The 19934-nt window shown below is 67.4% G+C and carries 22 protein-coding genes and 1 pseudogene; 12 read left to right on the forward strand and 11 right to left on the reverse strand.

The features are described 5' to 3' along the window. A pseudogene (locus AC3IMC_RS11535) lies at positions 1–374 on the reverse strand (TrmH family RNA methyltransferase); the annotation flags it as partial. A gap of 167 nt (positions 375–541) precedes the next feature. Here AC3IMC_RS11535 and AC3IMC_RS11540 point away from each other — a divergent pair. After that, positions 542–1927, forward strand: a complete 1386-nt coding sequence (locus AC3IMC_RS11540) for an NAD(P)-binding protein (RefSeq protein ID WP_490918700.1) — start codon at positions 542–544, stop codon at positions 1925–1927. Positions 1928–2000: 73 nt separating this feature from the next. Here AC3IMC_RS11540 and AC3IMC_RS11545 read toward each other — a convergent pair whose 3' ends face one another. The 4 genes from AC3IMC_RS11545 to AC3IMC_RS11560 form a co-directional block, all read right to left on the reverse strand. Then, the gene (locus AC3IMC_RS11545) at positions 2001–2894 is read right to left on the reverse strand and encodes a TrmH family RNA methyltransferase (protein WP_490918701.1); all 894 of its coding nucleotides are present in this window, start codon (positions 2892–2894) and stop codon (positions 2001–2003) included. Between the two features lie 7 nt (positions 2895–2901). Beyond that, positions 2902–3687, reverse strand: a complete 786-nt coding sequence (locus AC3IMC_RS11550) for a sulfite exporter TauE/SafE family protein (RefSeq protein WP_490918702.1) — start codon at positions 3685–3687, stop codon at positions 2902–2904. A gap of 20 nt (positions 3688–3707) precedes the next feature. Next, complete coding sequence (locus AC3IMC_RS11555) at positions 3708–4493, reverse strand: ABC transporter ATP-binding protein (protein WP_221385082.1); 786 nt, start codon at positions 4491–4493, stop codon at positions 3708–3710. A gap of 98 nt (positions 4494–4591) precedes the next feature. After that, positions 4592–5011, reverse strand: a complete 420-nt coding sequence (locus AC3IMC_RS11560; protein WP_490918703.1) for a hypothetical protein — start codon at positions 5009–5011, stop codon at positions 4592–4594. 404 nt (positions 5012–5415) lie between these two features. Between AC3IMC_RS11560 and serB the strand changes: the two genes are divergently transcribed. Further along, the gene (serB, locus tag AC3IMC_RS11565; protein WP_490918704.1) at positions 5416–6309 is read left to right on the forward strand and encodes a phosphoserine phosphatase SerB; all 894 of its coding nucleotides are present in this window, start codon (positions 5416–5418) and stop codon (positions 6307–6309) included. A 7-nt stretch (positions 6310–6316) separates the two neighbouring features. Here serB and AC3IMC_RS11570 read toward each other — a convergent pair whose 3' ends face one another. The 3 genes from AC3IMC_RS11570 to AC3IMC_RS11580 form a co-directional block, all read right to left on the reverse strand. After that, the gene (locus tag AC3IMC_RS11570; RefSeq protein ID WP_490918705.1) at positions 6317–6526 is read right to left on the reverse strand and encodes a PLDc N-terminal domain-containing protein; all 210 of its coding nucleotides are present in this window, start codon (positions 6524–6526) and stop codon (positions 6317–6319) included. A 118-nt stretch (positions 6527–6644) separates the two neighbouring features. After that, entirely contained in the window at positions 6645–7409 is a 765-nt protein-coding gene (locus AC3IMC_RS11575) for an SDR family oxidoreductase (protein ID WP_490918706.1), read from the reverse strand. A 138-nt stretch (positions 7410–7547) separates the two neighbouring features. Further along, positions 7548–8273, reverse strand: a complete 726-nt coding sequence (locus AC3IMC_RS11580; protein WP_490918707.1) for a beta-ketoacyl-ACP reductase — start codon at positions 8271–8273, stop codon at positions 7548–7550. A 152-nt stretch (positions 8274–8425) separates the two neighbouring features. Between AC3IMC_RS11580 and AC3IMC_RS11585 the strand changes: the two genes are divergently transcribed. From AC3IMC_RS11585 to AC3IMC_RS11600, 4 genes are read left to right on the forward strand one after another with little or no spacing between them, the layout of a single operon-like run. Then, the gene (locus AC3IMC_RS11585) at positions 8426–8854 is read left to right on the forward strand and encodes a DUF3099 domain-containing protein (protein ID WP_490918708.1); all 429 of its coding nucleotides are present in this window, start codon (positions 8426–8428) and stop codon (positions 8852–8854) included. Continuing rightward, positions 8851–9114, forward strand: a complete 264-nt coding sequence (locus AC3IMC_RS11590) for a hypothetical protein (protein ID WP_490918709.1) — start codon at positions 8851–8853, stop codon at positions 9112–9114. The genes AC3IMC_RS11585 and AC3IMC_RS11590 overlap by 4 nt, the downstream gene beginning before the upstream one ends. Beyond that, the gene (locus AC3IMC_RS11595) at positions 9115–9987 is read left to right on the forward strand and encodes an SURF1 family cytochrome oxidase biogenesis protein (RefSeq protein ID WP_490918710.1); all 873 of its coding nucleotides are present in this window, start codon (positions 9115–9117) and stop codon (positions 9985–9987) included. A gap of 3 nt (positions 9988–9990) precedes the next feature. Next, positions 9991–10467 carry a YbaK/EbsC family protein gene (locus AC3IMC_RS11600; protein ID WP_490918711.1) on the forward strand — a complete coding sequence of 159 codons (477 nt, stop codon included), beginning with the start codon at positions 9991–9993 and terminating at the stop codon, positions 10465–10467. Here AC3IMC_RS11600 and abc-f read toward each other — a convergent pair. Continuing rightward, positions 10464–12062: a ribosomal protection-like ABC-F family protein gene (gene abc-f / locus AC3IMC_RS11605; RefSeq protein ID WP_454486354.1), complete on the reverse strand. Its 1599-nt coding sequence runs from the start codon at positions 12060–12062 to the stop codon at positions 10464–10466. The two genes, AC3IMC_RS11600 and abc-f, sit on opposite strands and share 4 nt — an antisense overlap. A gap of 193 nt (positions 12063–12255) precedes the next feature. Between abc-f and AC3IMC_RS11610 the strand changes: the two genes are divergently transcribed. The 5 genes from AC3IMC_RS11610 (at position 12256) to AC3IMC_RS11630 (ending at position 16359) form a co-directional block, all read left to right on the forward strand. Further along, entirely contained in the window at positions 12256–13320 is a 1065-nt protein-coding gene (locus tag AC3IMC_RS11610) for a spore photoproduct lyase family protein (protein ID WP_490918712.1), read from the forward strand. A 19-nt stretch (positions 13321–13339) separates the two neighbouring features. Continuing rightward, the gene (locus AC3IMC_RS11615) at positions 13340–14170 is read left to right on the forward strand and encodes a hypothetical protein (RefSeq protein WP_490918713.1); all 831 of its coding nucleotides are present in this window, start codon (positions 13340–13342) and stop codon (positions 14168–14170) included. 168 nt (positions 14171–14338) lie between these two features. Next, a complete protein-coding gene (locus tag AC3IMC_RS11620) occupies positions 14339–14983 on the forward strand; it encodes a biotin transporter BioY (protein ID WP_490918714.1) in 645 nt (214 codons plus the stop codon). Positions 14984–14992: 9 nt separating this feature from the next. After that, on the forward strand, positions 14993–15739 hold the full coding sequence (locus AC3IMC_RS11625; RefSeq protein ID WP_490918715.1) for an energy-coupling factor ABC transporter ATP-binding protein: 747 nt from the start codon (positions 14993–14995) through the stop codon (positions 15737–15739). Continuing rightward, positions 15736–16359, forward strand: a complete 624-nt coding sequence (locus AC3IMC_RS11630) for an energy-coupling factor transporter transmembrane component T family protein (protein ID WP_490918716.1) — start codon at positions 15736–15738, stop codon at positions 16357–16359. The genes AC3IMC_RS11625 and AC3IMC_RS11630 overlap by 4 nt, the downstream gene beginning before the upstream one ends. Positions 16360–16372: 13 nt before the next feature. Here the strand turns inward: AC3IMC_RS11630 and AC3IMC_RS11635 are convergent, their stop codons facing one another. Next, positions 16373–17560, reverse strand: a complete 1188-nt coding sequence (locus AC3IMC_RS11635) for a thiolase family protein (RefSeq protein ID WP_490918717.1) — start codon at positions 17558–17560, stop codon at positions 16373–16375. Beyond that, positions 17550–18953, reverse strand: coding sequence for a class I adenylate-forming enzyme family protein (locus AC3IMC_RS11640; protein WP_490918718.1), 1404 nt, complete (start codon positions 18951–18953; stop codon positions 17550–17552). Before AC3IMC_RS11640 ends, AC3IMC_RS11635 begins: the two co-directional genes overlap by 11 nt. Before the next feature lie 58 nt (positions 18954–19011). On the opposite strand from AC3IMC_RS11640, the gene ypfJ reads away from it, so the two are divergent. Beyond that, positions 19012–19893 (forward strand): KPN_02809 family neutral zinc metallopeptidase, encoded by an 882-nt coding sequence (gene ypfJ, locus AC3IMC_RS11645; RefSeq protein WP_490918719.1) that lies wholly within the window; start codon positions 19012–19014, stop codon positions 19891–19893. Positions 19894–19934 lie beyond the last annotated feature (41 nt).

Consider the following 19934-nt stretch of genomic DNA (forward strand, 5'->3'; position numbering starts at 1 on the left):
GTCCGGGCGCGCAGCTTCCAGAAAGCCACCGCCGAGGCCGCGGCCACATTGAGGGAGTCCACGCCATTGCGCATGGGGATTTTAACGGCGAGGTCGACGGCGGCAAGGGCCCCGGCGCTCATGCCGGCGCCTTCGGCGTCCGGGGTCAGTTCCAGGGCGGCGACGGTGAAGCCGTGGTCCTTGAGTACCTGGAGGTCGCCGGGCCAGTCCTGCAGCCGCGCCCAGGGCACCTGGAACACAGTGCCCACGCTGACCCGGACACTGCGCCGGTACAGCGGGTCACCGCAGCGGGGCGAGACGATCACGGCGTCAATGTCCAGGGCTGCGGCGGAGCGGAAGAGGGCACCGACGTTCGTAGGTGTTGCAATCTGTTCGGGAGCGGGAGCGACTGTCGGCGGGCCGGCGGAAGCCGGGCACGTTCGAGCAGCTCTTCCGCCCGTAGGTCAGGCGCAGACCGGGCGATTACCTTCGGGCGGCCGCCCGACCGTACCTGCGCACCGGAGGGTTCCCCTGCGCAGACGGCCGGGTTTACTGTGAGTGCGTGCGCGGGCGCATCGAAGCCGACTATCTGGTAGTCGGCGCAGGGACAGCGGGGATGGTCTTCACCGACCGGATCCTCGCGCATTCGGATGCCACGGTGGCGATCGTCGATCGTCGGCACGCGCCCGGGGGACACTGGCAGGACGCATATCCGTTCGTTCGGCTGCACCAGCCCGCGAACCTCTACGGCGTCGAATCGGTGCCGTTCGGAGCCGACAGACGCGACGTCAGCGGCACGAACGCAGGCATGTACGAGCTGGCCGGCCCGAGCGAAATTTGCGCGCATTTCGAAGAGGCGATGACGCGGGTCTTCCTGCCGACCGGTCGTGTTGTCTACCTGCCCGAGTGCGAGTTCGTTGACGGGGGTCGGATCGTCTCCCGCCTGGACGGCCGCACCGTGCCCGTCACCGTGCGCCGCCGCGTGGTGGATGCCAGGTATCTTGAGGGCCGCATCCCCGCCACCTCCGCCCCGCCGTTCGCCGTGGCCGAGGGAGTCCGCTGCATCCCCACCGGTGGGCTCGCCCGACTCGCCCACCCGGCCGGACGCTTCACCGTGATCGGCGCGGGAAAGACCGCCCTCGACACGTGTGTGTGGCTTCTCGAGCGGGGTGTGGATCCCGCCGACCTCACTTGGATCAAACCGCGCGAGGGCTGGTGGCCGAATAGACGCTACCTGCAGCCGCACGACCAAGTCGTCGAGCAGTACGTCGCGAACGCCGCACAGATCGAGGCCATGGCCCAAGCGACGACGGTTGACGATCTCTTCGCGCGGCTCGACGAACAGGGAATCCTGCTGCGGGTCGATCCCTCGGTGCCACCCACGATGTTCCACGGCGCGATCGTCGGGGAAGCCGAGATCGCCCTCCTCCGGCAAATCGAGGATGTCGTCCGCCTCGGCCACGTGCGTACTGTCGAGCGCGACCGCATCATCCTCGACGACGGTGTCATCCCCACGACACGCGACACGCTCCACGTCCACTGCGCGGCGTCGGGGCTCGTCCGGCCGCCACTTCGTCCGATCTTCGAACCTGGCCGCATCACGCTTCAGCCGATGTTTTGGGGCACCGTCTCCTTCCAGTACGCGATGCTTGGCGTCGTCGAAGCGGAACTCCACGACGACGACCAGAAGAACAAGCTGTGCCCCCCGCTGCACCTCTGGGATCGGAATGTCGACTTCCTCATCGCCTACGCCGCGCTGATGGCGAACGCCCGGGCACGCGGCCAGCATCCCGCCGTGTCCGCCTGGTCGCGCACGAGCCGGCTGTATCCTTTCGCCGAGCTGGAGCGTTACGCCGACGACCCACGCATCCCCGAGGCTCGCGAGCGCAGCCGAGCCCATGCCGCCGGAGCGCTCTCAAACCTCCCCCGCCTCATCGCCTCGGCGTGACCTGGCCGTCGTCAAGACTCGTGCTGCGGCTCTCGCGCGCCTGACGGGGGGTAGCAAATGGTACGTTCAGCCACTACCTAGTCGCGTAGAAGGCGACCGCCGACGAGGCAGCGACGTTGAGCGAATCTACGCCGTTCATCATCGGAATCGTCACCCGTGCGTCGAGCACCTGATCGGTCTCAGGTCTCAATCCCTCGCCCTCGGTGCCGAAGACGAGCGCCAAGTTCTGATGGTCCAGGGCGACCAGCTCATCGAGCGTGATGGCACCTTCGCCGAGCGACATGCCGGCCAAAAAGTAGCCTGCTTCCTTGAGGACCTCGAGGTCTCCAGGCCATGATTCGATCCGGGTCCACGGCACCTGGAACACAGTGCCCATCGACACCCGGATGGAGCGTCGGTAGAGCGGGTCGGCGCACTGGGGCGAGACCAGGACAGCGTCGACGCCGATGGCTGCGGCGCTGCGGAAGATCGCTCCTACATTTGTGTGATCGGTAAGGTTCTCAAGTACCGCGATTCTCGATCGTCCCCGTAGTTCAGCGGTTTGCTGCCCTTGTACTTTGGAACCGCCGACGTTGGTGTGGTCCACGATGTCCTCCAGGACCGCCACGCGGCGGGCTCCGGCGAGCAGGTCCGGCAGGGGAACAGGGGCGGGGCGCTGCATGGCCGCCATGGCACCGCGGTGCAGGTGGAAACCGGTGATCTCCTCCAGCAGCGCAGCCGAGCCGATGAACACAGGAACATCGGGGTAGGCCTTGAAGACGTCGTCGAGGTCGGCCAGCCATTTCTCGGCGAGGAAGAAGGAGCGCGGCTGGTGCCCGGCTGCGAGGGCGCGGCGGAGTACGCGCGACGATTCTGCGATGTACATTCCTTCTGCCGGTTCGCGGAGCTTGCGCAGGTGCACATCGGTCAGGGTGGTGTAATCGCTGACGCGCGGATCGTCGGCGGACTCAAGGTAGTGGAAGGTCACCGGGCGATTATTTCAGCAGGTTGGCGATCATCACGCCGAGTGCCACGATGCCCAGGGCGAAGATCACTGCACGGAGGACGCGGGGCGATAGCTTGCGGCCGACTTTCGAGCCCAGCAGGCCGCCGATGGTGGAACTGACTGCAATGAGCAGCACCACCGGCCAGTTAATCCGGTCGAACGCGAAGAGCAGGTACGAGAGGGCCGCCACCATGTTGACGCCGAGCACCAGGATGTTCTTCATGGCGTTGGCGTTCTGGATGGTGCCGGTCAGGAACACCCCCAGAATCCCCACCAGCAGGATGCCCTGTGCTGCAACGAAGTAGCCGCCGTAGACACCGGCCAGGTACACCAAAACCAGCAGCAGGATGCCGTGGCGTTTGTCCCGCACCGCGTGCTCGGGGTTTGCCTCGCGGTTGCGTACCCAGTCCTGCAGCCGCGGCTGGAACACGACCATGAGCAGCGCCAGGACCAGCAGGACCGGCGCGACGTAGTGGAAGACCTTTTCGGGCAGGTGCAGCAGGAGCCATGCGCCCGATATGCCGCCCAGGACCGACGCCGGCAGCAGCCGCAGGACTTGCCGTCCACGGCCGGCCAGTTCGCGCCGGTAGCCGAAGGCTCCGGCGGCCGTGCCCGCCACCAGTCCCATGGCGTTGCTCATGGAGGCGACGACGGGAGCGACCCCCAGGGCGATCAGCACGGGGAAAGTGACCAGCGTGCCGGAGCCCACCACCGCATTGATGGTGCCGGCCCACAGGCCGGCGATGGACACAATGATGCTGCCGAAGAGTTCCAAGGTACTGGTGGCGGCCTGTTCTAGCGGCGGGCTGTGGCCGTGTAGCGGCCGCCGTTTTCGGACACGTCCAGCGGCAGGCCGAAGGTGGTGCTGAGGTGCTCTTCGGTCAGGACCTCGGTGATGGGGCCTGCCGCAACGACGCCGCCGTCACGCAGGAGCATGGCGTGGGTGAATCCAGGGGGGACTTCCTCGAGGTGGTGCGTCACCAGGACCATGGCCGGCGCCGCCTCGTCGCGGGCGAGCTCGCCGAGCTTGTGGACCAGCTCCTCGCGGCCCCCGAGATCCAGTCCGGCGCCGGGCTCGTCCAACAGCAGCAGCTCGGGATCCGTCATGAGGGCGCGGGCGATCTGGACGCGCTTGCGTTCACCTTCGGACAGCGTGGCAAAGGTCCTGTTGAGCAGCGGCCCCATGCCCCAGTCGTTGAGCAGGCGGAAGGCGCGGCGTTCGTCGTCGCGCTCGTACCCCTCCCGCCAGCGGCCGGTCACCCCGTACGCGGCGGTGACCACCACGTTGAGGACGTTCTCGTGTTCCGGGATCTGGGTGGCGAGGGCCGCGGAGGAGAGGCCGATGCGGGGGCGGAGTTCGAAGACGTCAACGCGCCCCAGGACCTCGTCGAGGATGCCGGCGGTACCGCTGCTGGGGTGCAGCCTCGCCGCCGCGATCTGGAGGAGAGTGGTCTTGCCGGCGCCGTTGGGGCCAAGGATCACCCAGCGCTCGCCTTCGTTGACCTGCCAGTCGACCTTGTCCAGCAGGGTCTTTTTGCCTCGGACAACGCTGACGGAGTCCAATTCCAGAACATCACTCATAGGAATAGACACTAGGACAAAAAAGAGGCCGACTGATAACCGGTGTGACTGCACCAAAAGCATGACGTGCACCGGATCAGCGCCGGATGTGGGCGCCCTCAGCCAGTCGCCTGCAGGGGAGATGCAGGTGCCGTCCCGCTGCGGGGCTTGTGGTTGAGGAACAGCCCTGCCCGGAGGTACCAGTACGGCCAGGCCAGCCAGGCTGCTGCACCCGTAGCGATCCCGGCCCCCATCACGGCCATCCGCAGCCACTCCGGCCCCTCGAGAACGTAGCCTGCACCAGCAACCGGCAGTCCCGCCAGCAGCGCACCACCGATGAACCGGCCCAACCGGGACAGCTTTTGCGGGTATCCCTGTACACCGCGGAGGCGGCGGTGGACCACGAAAAGCCAGCCACCCTGGAGCGTGATGGACGCCACCGACACGGCCGTTGAGGTGTTGAAGTCCAGCACCCTGAGGACCAGCAGTGCGGAACTGGCGGCGCCGGCCGCACAGGCGGTGACGGTAAGCCATTTCACAGGCTCGGTCCACGCCGCCGGCGGCACCCGGCGGTGGACCCTGCAGGATGACGGGGATGACCAGAACGTTGAACACGGCGCCGGTAGCGTCGTTGATGGTGCCAAAAACGTACGGACCCCCGCGGGGAACTTCCACGGCGTACATGGCGGCGAGGGTCACAACCCCCACGGCCCCTGTGGCCGCCGCTGCGTAGGCGAAGCGTGACGCCGTGGTGTCACCGGGAATATCGGTCAGCTGGTCCACAGTGCCCTCCCGTGTCAGGATGCATCCAATAAGGTACCCAGCCCAAACCCATCGTAGGCCGGTGCCCACGACTTCGACAGAGGCGTCCGGGCCCCGTCCCCCGCTTCGCCCGGCGCAACAGATTCAAGGGAGCAGCCCCCCGCTGACTAAGATTGCAGGCATGACTTCGAACGTGACTGCGGTCAGCTATGGCCCGAATTTGACCGCAACCGGGATGGAGCAGCTGCAGTCCGTCCTCACCGGGCAGGGCGCCCAGGTGCTGTCTGCCTCCACCGCCGGTGACAGCCGCTACCAGGTCCACGCCACCGAATTGGCACTGCCGGACACCACCGCCGCCGGCCTTGCCGCCCTGCGCCGCGCCGTGGCCGATGCCGCCATCGACGGTTTTGATACGGCCCTGGTCCCGGCCGCCCTCCGCTCCGCCGCCCGGAAGCTGCTGATCATGGATGTTGACTCCACGCTGATCCAGCAGGAAGTCATTGAACTCCTGGCCGCTTACGCTGGCAAGCGCGAAGAGGTCGCCGCCGTTACCGAAGCCGCCATGCGCGGCGAGCTGGACTTCGCCCAAAGCCTGCACGCCCGCGTGGCGGTGCTCGCGGGGCTGCCGGCCGACGTCGTCCAATCCGTCCGGAACGAGGTGAAGCTCAGCGAAGGGGCGGCGGAGCTTGTGGCCGCCTTCAAGGCAGCAGGGCACGTGGTGGCCGTGGTGTCCGGCGGGTTCAACCAGATCCTGGAGCCCATCGCCGCGGAGCTGGGCCTGGACTACTGGCAGGCGAACGAACTGGAAATCGTGGACGGCGCCCTGACGGGCAAGGTGCTCGGCGCCGTCGTGGACCGCGCCGCCAAGGAGAAGTACCTGCGCGAATGGGCTGCTGCCGAAGGCATCGCACTGGAGCACACGATTGCCGTAGGGGACGGGGCCAATGACCTGGACATGCTGGGCGCTGCCGGCATCGGGGTGGCCTTCAACGCCAAGCCCGCTGTGCGCGCGGTTGCCGACGCCGCCCTGAACATGCCGTACCTGGACGCGGTCCGGCACGTGGCCGGCGTCTGAACAGGCGCTAGCGCGGGCGGGGACGCCCGGCAATCAGCCAAGCCAGGCCCCCGAACACATTGCCCACTACCAGCAGGACGAGCCACGCGTCCCGGGTCATTCCCCGGATCCGGCGGGGATCAGCCCGGGTGAAGTCGGCCAGGCAGTAGGCCCAGAAAATAACCGCGGCGGCCAGAACCAGCAACGGAAGCCAGAACATGGGCTGCCCAGGCGTCATGCCTTCATTATCGCCTGCCGCCTTCCCTTAAGACACGGGCTTTAAACGGGGCTGGCAGCCCGCGGCAATGTCCGGGACGGGCACGGCCGCGAGCTGCCAACTCAGGAGACGTCGGAGCTTAACTGGAAGCCGGCGGCGCGCCCTTGCCGAAGTAGTCTGCTCCACCCGCGTACTCGGTGTGGCCGGATTCGACGTCGGCGGTGGCCATCCCGGCCACAACCTGCGCGAATTCTTCCACGGAGTACAGCTTGCCTGCCTCAGCGCGGCGGGCCTCGATGGCACCCGGGGTGGAGCGGTCCAGCAGCGTGGCAGTGACCGTGCCTTCGATCATGTCACCGGACACCACCACGAGGGAGATTCCCTTTTCCGCCAGGTTGGGAATGAGCTCCCGCAGCGCGTCTTCGCCGGCGCGCTTGCTCCGGGCCACCGGCTCGTACGCGGCCATGGTGGGGACGGTGTTGATGAAGTGGGCCTGGTGGCTGGTGACGAACACCACGCGGGACCCTTCCTTCATCAGCGGCACCGCGGCGTTGAGCATGTTCACCTGGGCGTCGCGGTTCAGCTTGAGCGCGTAGTCCTCACCCATGCCGGTCTCCATGCCGCCGGAAGCGTTCAGGACCAGGATGTCCAGGGATCCGAAGTTCTCCATGGCGGCGCTGGCCAGGGCCTGTACGCCCTCCTGCGTGGTCAGGTCGGCGCCCACGGCGACGGCACGGCCGCCCGCGGCTTCGATTCCCTGGACCACCTTGTTGGCGCGGGGCGCCTTCTGGCGGTAGTTGACGACGACGGCGGCGCCCTCCGAGGCAAGAATCTTGGCGACGTCAGCGCCGATGCCCCGCGAGGATCCGGTAACGATGGCCGTCTTGTTGTCCAGCAGTCCCATGCATGCTTCCTTTGTTCGAAACGTCTAAATCGTTGTGGCCTGCAGTCCATCTTGCCAGCGACGGTTGCCGTATCCCCTTGTCCGGGTCCGACAAATAAGGACCGTGCGGCTAGTTCCTGCAGCGCAGGGGTCGGCGGGTCAGTGCCCCATGCCAAGGCCGCCATCCACCGGGATGACCGCACCCGAGATGTAGGCTGCTTCGTCGCTGGCGATCCAGCGGACCACATTGGCCACCTCGGAGGCCTCGGCGAAGCGCCCGGCGGGGATACTGGCCAGGTAGTCCTTCTGGGTGGCCTCGGGGAGTTCGGCAGTCATGTCGGTGTTGATAAAGCCGGGAGCCACTACGTTGGCGGTGATGCCGCGGGAGCCGAGTTCACGGGTCAGGGACCGGGCGATGCCCACCAGGCCCGCCTTGGACGCCGAGTAGTTGATCTGCCCGGGCGCACCGTACAGGCCGGACACGGAGGAAATCAGGACCACGCGGCCCTTGCGGAGCCGGATCATGCCCTTGGACGCGCGCTTGATGACCCGGAAGGCGCCGGTCAGGTTGGTGTCGACGACGGAAGTGAAGTCGTCCTCGCTCATGCGCAGCAGCAGCGTGTCCTTCGTGATGCCGGCGTTGGCCACCAGGACCTCCACCGGACCGTGGGCGGCTTCCACTTCCTTGAAGGCAGCGTCGACGGACGCTTCATCGGTCACGTCAGCCTTGACGCCCAGGATGCCTTCCGGCAGCTTCGCCTCGCTGCGGTACGTCACGGCCACCTTGTCCCCGTTGGCCAGGAACGCTTCCGCGATGGCCAGGCCAATGCCGCGGTTGCCGCCGGTGATCAGGACGCTGCGGGCGGCGGGAACTGCTTCAGTCATGGAGGGGCTCCGGAATCTGCGGCAGGCGGCGCCGCGGTAGCAAGGTGTGGTTTGGGCTGCCTTTGATCTTAGCGGCAGCCCCGGCGCGGGTTTGGGCAGCACTGCCGATGGTGCGAGAATTAAGGGAAGCCTTTGGAGCGTGATCAATCACCGTGACCCTTGAAAACCATGCGGGACACTCCGCGCCCGAAGAACCGGGACGGTTCTCGGGTGACACCGAGGTCCACAGCATTACCGATGCCGCGGCCGCGCACTCGGAAGACATGCGTGAGCGGATGATCAAGTACGCCCTGGCCATGGGCATCCGCATGGTGTGCCTGATCCTGATCTTCGTGCTGGATGGCTGGCTGAAGATCATTGCGGTGGCCGGAGCCGTCTTCCTTCCCTGGATCGCCGTGGTGATAGCCAATGGGAGCGACAAGGCGGAGGTCCACAGCGACCTGCTGCTTGACTCCGCTCCCCTGGCGGAGATTGAAAGCCCAGCCCTCCCTGTGGACGGTGAGGCCGGCAGCGCCGTGCTGCAGGGTGAACTCGTCAAGGACGATGAACCGGGGCCTGGAGAGGAGCGCCACGCATCATGAGCATCTTTGACTTCGCGGCAGGGACCGACGTCGAGTCCGAAGCCGGCGCCATCTGCTCCCGCAAGGCGTGCCGGGCGCAGGCGTCCTGGCAGTTGCTCTGGAACAACCCGAAGATCCACGAACCGGACCGCCGCAAGATCTGGCTTGCCTGTTCGGACCACCGGGACTGGCTCCAGGACTACCTGCAGACCCGCGGGCTGTGGAAGGAAACTGTGCCCCTCGAGGCCGACGGCACGGGCTCGATGGAGCAGGACATCTGAATGTACCGTTTCCTCTTCTCCAGCAAGTGGCTGGGCTACCTGCTGCTGGCCGCCATCTTTGCCACCGCGTGCGTCTTCCTGGGCCGCTGGCAGATGGACCGGAGGGCGGAGACGCTGGCCGAAATCAACCGGGTGGTTGCCAACTATTCCGCCACCCCGATTCCTTTCGCCCAGGCCAGCGACCAATTCAACCAGCTGGACCCTGCCAAGGAGTGGACCCAGGTGGAGCTCAAAGGCTCGTACCTCGCTGACGGCCAGCGCATTGTGCGGAACCGCCCGCTGAACGGCCAACCGGGCTACGAAGTAGTGGTTCCGTTTCGGCTGGCCACCGGCGAAACCGTCGTCATTGACCGGGGCTGGCTGCCGATCGGCAACAGGAATCCCGGCAGCCCGGACTCGGTGCCGGCACCTCCGTCCGGCGAAGTGACCGCCGTGGTCCGCCTGAAGCACGGGGAGCCGGAACTGCAGCGCGGGGCGCCGGAAGGACAGCTGGCCTCCATTGACCTCCCGACGTACGCCGCGCAGCTGGGTTATCCCCTCCGCACCGGCGCTTATGGCCAGCTTGCCTCCGAAACGCCGCCCGTCGCCGACATGCCGGTCCCGTTCCCCAAGCCGTCCACGGACGAAGGGACACATTTGTCCTACTCGCTGCAGTGGTTCGCCTTCGGCGTCCTGATGTTCGTCGGCTTCGGGTATGCCGCCCGGCAGCAGGCGCGCAATGCGGCCATTGACGCCGAGGACGAGGAGTTGGATGACGAAGGGACCGTCCATGCAGCGGTGACTGCCCGCCGTCGGCCGCCTGTCCAGCGCAAGCGGAAGAAGGCGACGGCCGAGGAAGAAGAGGACGCCCTCCTGGATGCGCAGGGGTACTGACGGATGACGGATGACGACGGCGGCCCGGTCGCCCTGGTGCGTTCGGCCCTGGTTACTGCCGGCATCGGCGACACCGTGCGCACCTTCGTGGCAGGGGTCCCTACGGCGGCCGCGGCCGCGGAAGCGCTGGAGTGCGACCTCGCGGCAATCACCAACAGCCTGATCTTCGACGTTGGTGGTGATCCGCTGCTGATCCTGGCTAGCGGCGCAGCGAGGGTGGACACCGCTTTGGTTGCCCGGCAGCTGGGAACGGGAAAGATCCGCCGCGCAACACCGCGTTTCGTCCTGGAACACACGGGCCAGGAGGTCGGCGGAGTGGCCCCGGTAGGCCACCCGAAGAGAATCAGGACCCTGCTCGACGAGTCCCTGCAGACCCACAGTCTCCTCTGGGCAGGAGCAGGTGACCACAAGTCCATGTTCAGCATCACCTACCGTGAGCTGCTCCGGATCACCGGAGCGCAGGAACTGCAGGTCCGCTAGGCCAGCGTAATCAGGTCCAGGTAGTCCTCGTTCCACAGGTCCTCGACGCCGTCGGGAAGCATGACCACGCGTTCGGGGTTCAGGGCTTCCACCGCGCCTTCATCGTGGCTGACCAGGACGACGGCGCCGGTGTAGTTGCGCAGCGCGCCCAGGATCTCCGCGCGGCTGGCTGGGTCCAGGTTGTTGGTGGGTTCGTCGAGGAGGAGGACGTTCGCGCTGGACGCCACGATGGTGGCGAGGGCCAGGCGGGTCTTCTCGCCGCCGGACAGCACGCCGGCGGGCTTGTCGACGTCGTCCCCGGAGAACAGGAATGAGCCGAGGATCCCGCGGACTTCGGCGTCCTTCATGTCGGGGGCAGCCGAGCGCATGTTCTCCAGCACGGTGCGGTTGTGGTCCAGGGTTTCGTGTTCCTGGGCGTAGTAGCCAACCTTGAGCCCGTGGCCGGGGATAACTTCGCCGGTGTCCGGGGTGTCCACCCCGGCGAGCATCCGCAACAGCGTGGTCTTGCCGGCGCCGTTGAGCCCCAGGATGACCACCTTGGAGCCGCGGTCGATCGCCAGGTCCACGTCGGTGAAGATCTCCAGGGAGCCGTAGGACTTGCTGAGCCCGTCCGCGGTCAGCGGGGTCTTGCCGCAGGGCGCCGGGTCCGGGAACCGCAGCGCTGCCACGCGGTCCTGCTCGCGGACCGCTTCCAGGCCGCTGAGCAGGCGTTCGGCACGCTTGGCCATATTCTGCGCGGCGACAGCCTTGGTCGCCTTGGCCCGCATCTTGTTGGCCTGGTCCATCAGGACCTGTGCCTTCTTTTCGGCGTTGGCGCGTTCACGCTTCCGTGCACGCTCGTCGGTCTCCCGCTGGATGAGGTAGCGCTTCCAGTCCATGTTGTAGAAGTCGATCTGGGCGCGGTTGGCGTCCAGCAGGAAGACCTTGTTGACCGTGGCTTCCAGCAGGTCGGTGTCGTGGCTGATGACGATCAGGCCGCCCTGGTGGTTCTTCAGGAAGTCACGCAGCCACGCAATGGAATCGGCGTCAAGGTGGTTGGTGGGCTCGTCCAGGAGCATTGTCTCGGCATCCGAATAGAGGATGCGGGCCAGCTCGACACGGCGCCGCTGGCCGCCGGAGAGCGTTTTGAGCGGCTGGTTCAGCAAGCGGTCCGGGAGTGCAAGGTTGGAACAGATCGAAGCAGCCTCGGCTTCGGCGGCGTAGCCCCCGGCGGCGAGGAATTCGGACTCCAGCCGGTCGTAACGGGCCATGGCCTTCCGCTGGACATCCGCGTCCTCGCTGGCCATTTCGTCGTGCGCCTTCCGGAGCTTCCCGACGACGATATCGAGGCCACGTGCCGACAGGATCCTGTCCCGGGCGAGCTGTTCCATGTCAGGCGTGCGTGGATCCTGGGGCAGGTAGCCGATTTCGCCGCTGCGGGTCACCTTGCCGGCGGCGGGCAGCCCTTCGCCGGCAAGGACCCGGGTCAGGGTGGTCTTGCCGGCACCGTTCCGCCCCACCAGCCCGATTTTGTCTCCCTTGTCGATGCGGAAGCTCACCTGGTCCATCAGGAGCCGGGCGCCGGCACGCAGTTCAAGATCCTGGACAGTAATCACAGCAGGTAAGGCCTTTCAGCAAGGGGGTGGGCCGCCACCCCCGAGGCGTCAGGGGCATGGGCGGCAACGGGCCGCAGAACGGCCCATCCAAGTCTACCGTTGGTCCGCCTGCACCAACGACGGCGGGCTGCCGCGGCGGACGCCCAGGGCTTAAACCGCCCCGGCACCGCCGGCACCCGGCAAGAATGGAGACATGCATTTCGATCGCTTGCTGCAAATCCGCCGTATTTACGCGCAGCAGGCTGCCCTGGAGCTACCCCGGGGCAGGGAGATCGCCGAACGCTGGCCGGAAGCAGACGTCGTGCTGGTCGACAACCACTGGAACATCCCGGAGGTACACGGCGACGAAGCGAACGTGCCGCGCTGGTCCCGGATCAAGACCGAAGCGCTGGTTCTCGGCGTCAAGAAAGCATTGACTGTTAAGCCGAACGGCCGCTCCGCCGACTTCATTGCCCCTTCGAGTGCGAACGGGTGCGCCATGGCTTGCGCCTACTGCTACGTCCCCCGGCATAAGGGTTACAGCAACCCGGTCACAGTGTTCGCGAACATTGACCAGATCGCCGGGGCGGTGGAGCGGCATGCCGTGCGCCAGGGTTTGAAGCTGGAGCCCAACCAGTGTGATCCCGAGCTATGGGTGTACGACATCGGAGAAAACAGCGACTGCTCCGTGGACGCGCTGATCAGCGGGAACGTGGAGGACCTCGTGACGCTCTTCCGCGATATCCCCACCGCGAAGCTGTCGTTCGCCACCAAGTACGTCAATCCCGCCCTGCTGGACTGGGACCACGGCGGACACACAAGGATCCTGTTTTCACTCATGCCCGCGCAGTTGGCGAAATCGGTGGACGTCAGGACGTCGCCGGTGTCCGATCGCATGGCAGCCATCAACGACTTCGTCGACGCCGGTTATGAGGTGCACGTGAACTTCTCCCCCGTGATCGTCACGGACACTTGGCTCAGCGACTGGGCTGAACTGCTGCGGGAACTCGATGCCACGCTCTCGGCCGCCGCCAAGGCCCAGCTGGCGGCGGAGATTATCTTCCTCACCCACAACGAGCAGTTGCACGAGGTCAACCTGGGCTGGCACCCCCAGGCCGAACGAGTGCTCTGGCGCCCGGACCTGCAGGAATCCAAGGTGTCCTCCAACGGCTTCACGAACGTCCGCTACCGTGCCGGAACCAAGGCGCGGTACGTCAGGCAGCTCACCGACCTGGTCGGCAGCATCGCGCCGTACTGCCGTATCCGCTACGCGTTCTGAGGCTTAAACTGGCCAGATCATGACTGGCGCCCGTTCCCGCCTCCTGGTCTGGTCCGTCATCCTGGCGGCCCTCCTTTCCGGCTGCACACCCGCCGTCGGACTCCACGAGGCCGCCACCGTCGCCCCGGCTCCTTCTTCCTCCGCCCCGGCCCCTGCCGCCGCGGCCACATCCGCTCCTGCTTCCACGTCCGGGCCGGAGCCCCCGGCATCTCCGACGCCCTCTCCGGCTCCCACGCCACCCCCGGCTCCGCAGCCATTCGCCCTCAACCTCTACCAGGAGGGCGACTTCGTGCCGCAGTACACGTTCGACTGGTGCGTCGCGGCGAGCATCCAAATGGCGCACAACCTGATCGATGCCACCGGAACCGCCACCTGGTCCGACCGCACCCAGCAGGGCACCCTGTGGGAGATGGCGCGGGCGCGGTCGTCAGACTCCTTCAACGGCGCCAACCCCTATGGCTGGGCGGACATCCTGGCCCAGTCCGGGATGGGGCCTTATGGCCTCGTCAGCATCGCGGACTATGGCACCGCGCTGCGCACCGCTGCCCGCGCCCTCACCGATACCGGCAGGCCGGTGGGACTGGTCATGTGGAGTGGCCGCCACGCCTGGGTAATGAGCGGGTTCGAGTCGATCGGCGATCCCCGGCAATTCGCGGACTTTTCGGTGACCGGCATCCGCGTGCTGGATCCGCTCTACCCCTACGGCAGCGGGCAGTGGGGACCCTCGCCCCCGCCGAACAGCCTGCTCAGCCCGGAGCAGCTCGCCACCCAGTTCGTCGTACGCGAGCCCCGGCGGTGGAGCAGCAACCTCCCCGCCGGCTACCTGCTGGTGCTGCCGCTCCCTGCCTGAGCAGCCTTCCTTCATATGCACCCTCAAAGTCCCGGCGCGGCAGGATTGTGTCCAGCCCTCAGCGCCGGCCCCTTGTCTTAGTAGGCAGCCTACAAAATGACGGCCACCCCGCCCCGGTAACGTCGGCAGTACATGAGATTCCGCTTGTACAACCCCGACAGGACAGCCATGAGCAGCACCGAAACCCCCACCACCAACAGTCCCCGCACGCAACGCCGCCGGTGGAACGGCACAGACCTCGGACTGATCGCCGTCTTCGCCGCCCTGGTGGCCGGCGCAGCCCTGGTGCCGGGCCTGGCCCTGAACGGCTTCGGCGTCCCCATCACCTTCCAGACCCTGGCTGTGATGCTCACCGGACTGGTGCTTGGACCCGCCCGCGGATTCGCCGCCGTCGGCCTCTACACCCTGCTCGGCCTCGCCGGCCTGCCCATCTTCAGCCAGGGCCGCAGCGGCCTCATCATCCTCGCCGGGCCCTCCGCGGGATACATCATCGCCTTCCCCATCGCCGCGGGAATCGTGGGATGGCTGGCCACCGTGGTGATCCGGCGGACCACCAAGGCGCGCGCCCTGTGGTTCTTCCTGTCAGCCACGGCCACCAGCGTTGTGGTGGTGCACTCCCTGGGCATCCTTGGCATCGCCCTGAACTCCAAGGCCACCATCGCCCAGGCCTTCATCAGCGACCTGGTCTTCTACCCTGGGGACATCATCAAGAACATCCTCGCCGCCGCCATCGCCGTCGCGCTGCACCGCGCCTTCCCCGACGTCCTGGTCCGCCGCGTTCGGCGCACCGCAATCCCCGCCGCAAAGGCCTAGGACCGAACCATGCCCGCAGTGATCTTCGACCAGGTGGCAATCGCCGTCGAACGCGACGACTCTCCGCAGCCCAAGGTCCTCCTCGATGCGGTCAACCTGCGCCTGGACGAAGCCCGGGTGGGCGTCATCGGCGCCAACGGATCAGGAAAGTCCACCATGCTGCGGCTGGTCAACGGGCTCATCCAGCCCACCGCGGGCACGGTCACGGTCGACGGCGACGACACCGTTCGTGCCGTGCGGAAAGTCCGCCGGAACGTCGGCTTCGTCTTCACCGATCCCCTCTCGCAACTGGTGATGCCCACCGGCAGGGAAGACGTGGAACTCTCGCTGCGGCGTTCGGTGCGCAACGGCGCCGAGCGGCGCGCCCACGCCGAGGCTGCGCTCGAGCGTCTTGGCCTGCTGCCCCTGGCCGACCAGAGCATCTACGAACTCTCCGGCGGGGAGCGGCAGCTGATGGCGCTCGCCGCCGTCCTGGCCGTAGACCCGAAAGTCCTGGTGCTCGATGAGCCGTCCACCCTGCTGGACCTGCGCAACCGGGAACTGCTCCGCCGGACCTTGGCGGGCCTGGACCAGCAGATCATCATGTCCACCCACGACCTCGACCTCGCCATGGACATGGACCGTGTGCTGGTCATCGAACAGGGCCGGGTGGCGTTCGACGGCGATCCGGCGGACGCCGTGGCGGCCTACCGTTCCTGGAGCCTTGAAGGCCTCGGCGCCCCAGGACCCGGTGCCCCAGGGCAGGACATCCGGTGAGGGCGCACGGCTTCCTGCTGGCCAACTACGTGCCGGGCGATTCCGTCCTCCACCGCTGCCCGCTGGGACTGAAGTTCCTCCTGGTCTTTGCCTGCGGCCTGGCATCCTTCATCATTGTGGACTGGCGGATCTCCGCTGCCATGCTGGTGGTCCTTTGCGGCCTCTTCCTGCTGACCGGCGCCGGCGCGAAGCGGCTCTGGCGCGCGGTCCGTCCCCTCGCCGCGGTGCTGCTGGTGATCGGCGCGTTCCAGTGGTGGCAGCTGGGCGCCCCCACGGCCGCCCGGATCGTCCTCAACATCCTCGTCTGCATCGTCGCCGCCTCCCTGCTCACCGCCACCACCCCGGTGCAGCGGCTGCTGGACGGTGTGGTCAAGGCGGCCGGGCCGTTCCGGAGGCTGGGCGCGGACCCCGAGCGCTTCGCACTCACCATCGGCATCATGCTGCGAAGCATCCCCTACATCGCCGGCACGTTCTCGGATGTCAGGGATTCCGCCCGGGCCCGGGGACTGGAGCGGAACCCCCGCGCGCTGGTGCTTCCCGTGTTCATCACCTCAGTGGCGTTCGCCCGCCAGACAGGCGAAGCGCTGGCCGCCCGGGGGCTCGCCGAAGCGGAGGATTGAGGCGCTTCAAGCGTCAGCGGGACAGCGGCCGCTGGTACTCCAGCAAGGCTGCAGTCCCCATACCGCCGGCCATGCTGATCATGGCCAGCCCCAGGCTTCCCGGCGTCGCCGACCTGCGCGCCTGCGCCAGCAGCCGCGTCACCAGGACGGCGCCGGATGCACCGTAGGCGTGGCCCAGCGCGAGTGCCCCGCCGTCCAGGTTCGCCCGCGCGGACGGGATTCCCAATTGGTCCAGGCACGCCAGGGTTTGGGATGCGAAGGCCTCGTTGAACTCCACCAGGTCTACCTGGGCCGCCGTCACGCCTGCCGTGGCCAGCACGTCACGGGCGGCCACGGCAGCGCCGATGCCCAGGACACCGGGGGCAACGCCGGCAGTTCCGGTCCCGCGCACCAGCAGTGCGTCTTCAGCCCCCAGCTGCCGGGCCCGCGCCAGAGAGGTGACCACGACGGCGGAAGCAGCGTCCGCGTCACGGCAGGAGTTCCCGGCCGTGACAGTTCCCCCGGGAACGAAGGCGGCAGGGAAACGGCCCATGAGGGCGGTCGTCAGGCTGCGGCGCGGGCCGTCATCCACAGACACGGTTCCCCCGTCGACGGCCAGGGGCACCAGCTCGGCATCGAACACGCCATCCTTGGCGGCAGCGAGGGCTTTTTGATGGCTGGCCAGGGCGAACGCATCCTGCCGGTCCCGGCCGACGCCGTATTCGGTCGCCACGGTCTCCGCAGCGACGCCCATGTCCGGATCGCCGTAGCTTTCCGGCACGAACTGTGCGCGGCTGTAGAACTCCGGGCCGCCGTCGTCATTCCGGTGGGCACGCAGGGGGGCCGTGCTGGTGCTCTCCACGCCGCCTGCCAGGTACAGCGGGCTGCCGCCCGCTGCCACCAGCCGCGCGGCGAGCACGATGGCGTCCAGGCCTGAACCGCATTGCCGGTCCACCGTGAGTCCCGGCACGCCCACCGGAAGTCGCGCCTCCAGCAGGGCCAGCCGGGCGACGTTCCCGCCGCCGCCCACGGCATTGCCGATCACGACGTCATCGACGGATCCAGCGTCCAACCCTAGGCTGGACACGAGTTCGCGCAGGACCGGGGCCAGCAGTTCGTGGGCCCGCAGCGTCCGCAGGGCCCCGTTCGTGCGGCAGACCGGGGTCCGCCGGGCCGCGATGATGACCGGCTGGCGTTCAGGGGGAAGGAGCTCAGCCGGCAAGGGCGCGCACCCTGGGGTCTCGGGAATCGATCCAATCCAGCAGCAGGTTCCGGCTGACCTTGCCGCGGTCCGTGACGGGCAGTTCGGCGAGGAGGAAGTACTGCAGCGGCCGCTTGTCCCGGGCCAGGATGTTCTCCAGGCCTGCGCGCAGTTGGGTGGCGGTGATCCCGCCCTGCGAGGGGACCACACCCGCCACCACCCGCTGGCCGCGCAGGTCATCGGGCATCCCCGCGGCGACCGCCGCGCCCACGCCGGGAACGGCGGCCAGTGCCAGTTCCACCTCGTGCGGGTAGACATTCCTGCCCGCGGTGAGGATCATGTCCGCGCGTCGGCCGAGGATGTGCAGCTCGCCCGCCTGCAGGTAGCCCTGGTCCCCCACGGTGAACCAGCCGTCGAAGGACCGCAGTGCCTCTCCGTCGTCGCCCCAGAGGTAGCCGTTGCTGACCATTCCGCTGCGGACGCAGATGTTTCCGTAGGCTCCCTCCGGCACCTCGGCCCCGCCGTCATCAAGGATCCGGACGTCAACACCCGGGAACGGACGGCCGATGCCGGTGCCTCCCGCGGCCAACTCTCCGGCTGCAAGTCCCACGCCCGAGACAAAGCTCAGTTCGGAAGCACCGTAGTACTCGTAGATCGTGGCATGGGGCGCCCACCTCCGCGCCGCCTCCAAAGTGCGGGCGTCAAGCTTGGATCCGGCGCAGATGATCGTCCGGATGCCGGAGGCGTCAACGCAGCCCGTCATCCCCCGTTCGCTGAGCATGCGCAGCATGGTGGGGACCAGGACCAGCCGGGTCACGCGGTCATGGGTGATCGCTGCGTGGACGTCGCCGACGTCGAAGGTTTCGAGGGCCTGGAACTCGGAGCCGGCATAAAGGCATTCGGCGAGGGCGTAGAGGTTCAGGCTCGCCGCGAGCGGACCCGGCGCAAGGGTCACATCGTCGTGGCGGAGGTCGAAGAACTGGATGGAGGCGTCGAAGGACTGCTGCCAGGACCGGCGGGACCGGGTGAAGGCCTTCGGCACGGAGGTGGTGCCGGAGGTGAGGCCGATGAGGAAACTGGACTCCGGTGGGCCGTCGGCCAGGGTGTCGTCCGGGGATACAGGGGCAACGGCCGCACACGCCTCCACCCGGCGGGCAATGTCCTCCTGCAAGGCCGTAGGCCAGGCGGGGTCCAGGACTGCGCACTGGCGGCCGCCGGCCACCGCGGCTGCAAAGGACACGGCAAAGTGCACCGAGTTGGCTTCGCAAAGGGTGGTGACCGACTTCGTTTCCGCCACCATGGCCGCCGCTTCATCCCGCAGCGTTGCCCAGTCAAGGCGGCGGCCGGCAAGCACGACGGCGGTGTCGTGCGGCCGCTCTTCCGCCCAGCGCTGGATTCTGTTCAGGAAAGGCACGCACCAACTTTACCGGCCGGCACGGGTTGAGCGGCGGGCCGGTGGGTATTGTGACTTTATGAGTTTCAATGACAACGTGCAGCTGGATCCGTCACAGGTCCAGGACCGGCGCGGCATGGGCCGGGGAGTGAAGGTTGGCGGCGGGATCGGCGGCGGCCTGGTGCTGCTCGTTGCGCTCCTGCTGGGCATCAACCCCAATATGCTCGGCGGCCTCACTCAGGACACCGGCACTGGACAGTCCCAAGGCACCGCACCGGCCTGCAGTACCGGCGCGGACGCTGATGCCCGCCTGGATTGCCGGATCACCGGCACGGTCAACAGCCTCAATGCGTTCTGGCCCGGCTACCTGCAGCAGTACAACGTGCAGTATCCGCGGCCGGAAGCTGTGATCTTCAGCGGTGGCACCAACACCGGTTGCGGCGCAGCCACCTCCGACGTGGGCCCGTTCTACTGCCCCACGGACACTACCGCCTACTTCGATCCGGGCTTCTTCCAGGAACTTGTGGACCGGTTTGGTTCCTCAGGCGGCCCGCTGGCGCAGGAATACGTGGTGGCCCACGAATTCGGACACCACGTCCAGAACCTGCTGGGCGACCTGAACCGGGCGCAGCAGGATCCGCAGGGTCCGGAGTCGGGCTCCGTCCGTACCGAACTGCAGGCCGACTGCTATGCGGGCCTGTGGGCCAAGTACGCTTCCACGACGCCGGACCCGAACACCGGGCAGCCATACCTGGAGCCCCTGACTCAACAGGATGTGAACGACGCCCTGTCGGCAGCTGCGTCCGTGGGCGATGACCGGATCCAGAAGGCAGCGACGGGCAGGGTCTCCCCCGAAGGCTGGACGCACGGTTCCAGTGAGGAACGCCAGCGCTGGTTCTCCCGCGGATACGAGTCGGGCGACATCAAGCAGTGCGACACCTTCTCCGCCGCCACCCTCTAACCCCGTCGACTGCTCCGTAACGGCCCTTTTAAAGGGTCAAA

It is taken from the genome of Arthrobacter sp. E70 (assembly GCF_058266945.1).

Bases quoted from the DNA above. Each gene is read 5' to 3' on its own strand.
- AC3IMC_RS11555 (WP_221385082.1), bottom strand. From the start codon at position 4,493: ATGAGTGATGTTCTGGAATTGGACTCCGTCAGCGTTGTCCGAGGCAAA.
- serB (WP_490918704.1), top strand. From the start codon at position 5,416: ATGACTTCGAACGTGACTGCGGTCAGCTATGGCCCGAATTTGACCGCA.
- AC3IMC_RS11570 (WP_490918705.1), bottom strand. From the start codon at position 6,526: ATGACGCCTGGGCAGCCCATGTTCTGGCTTCCGTTGCTGGTTCTGGCC.
- AC3IMC_RS11575 (WP_490918706.1), bottom strand. From the start codon at position 7,409: ATGGGACTGCTGGACAACAAGACGGCCATCGTTACCGGATCCTCGCGG.
- AC3IMC_RS11580 (WP_490918707.1), bottom strand. From the start codon at position 8,273: ATGACTGAAGCAGTTCCCGCCGCCCGCAGCGTCCTGATCACCGGCGGC.
- AC3IMC_RS11590 (WP_490918709.1), top strand. From the start codon at position 8,851: ATGAGCATCTTTGACTTCGCGGCAGGGACCGACGTCGAGTCCGAAGCC.
- AC3IMC_RS11595 (WP_490918710.1), top strand. From the start codon at position 9,115: ATGTACCGTTTCCTCTTCTCCAGCAAGTGGCTGGGCTACCTGCTGCTG.
- AC3IMC_RS11600 (WP_490918711.1), top strand. From the start codon at position 9,991: ATGACGGATGACGACGGCGGCCCGGTCGCCCTGGTGCGTTCGGCCCTG.
- AC3IMC_RS11610 (WP_490918712.1), top strand. From the start codon at position 12,256: ATGCATTTCGATCGCTTGCTGCAAATCCGCCGTATTTACGCGCAGCAG.
- AC3IMC_RS11615 (WP_490918713.1), top strand. From the start codon at position 13,340: ATGACTGGCGCCCGTTCCCGCCTCCTGGTCTGGTCCGTCATCCTGGCG.
- AC3IMC_RS11620 (WP_490918714.1), top strand. From the start codon at position 14,339: ATGAGCAGCACCGAAACCCCCACCACCAACAGTCCCCGCACGCAACGC.
- AC3IMC_RS11625 (WP_490918715.1), top strand. From the start codon at position 14,993: ATGCCCGCAGTGATCTTCGACCAGGTGGCAATCGCCGTCGAACGCGAC.
- ypfJ (WP_490918719.1), top strand. From the start codon at position 19,012: ATGAGTTTCAATGACAACGTGCAGCTGGATCCGTCACAGGTCCAGGAC.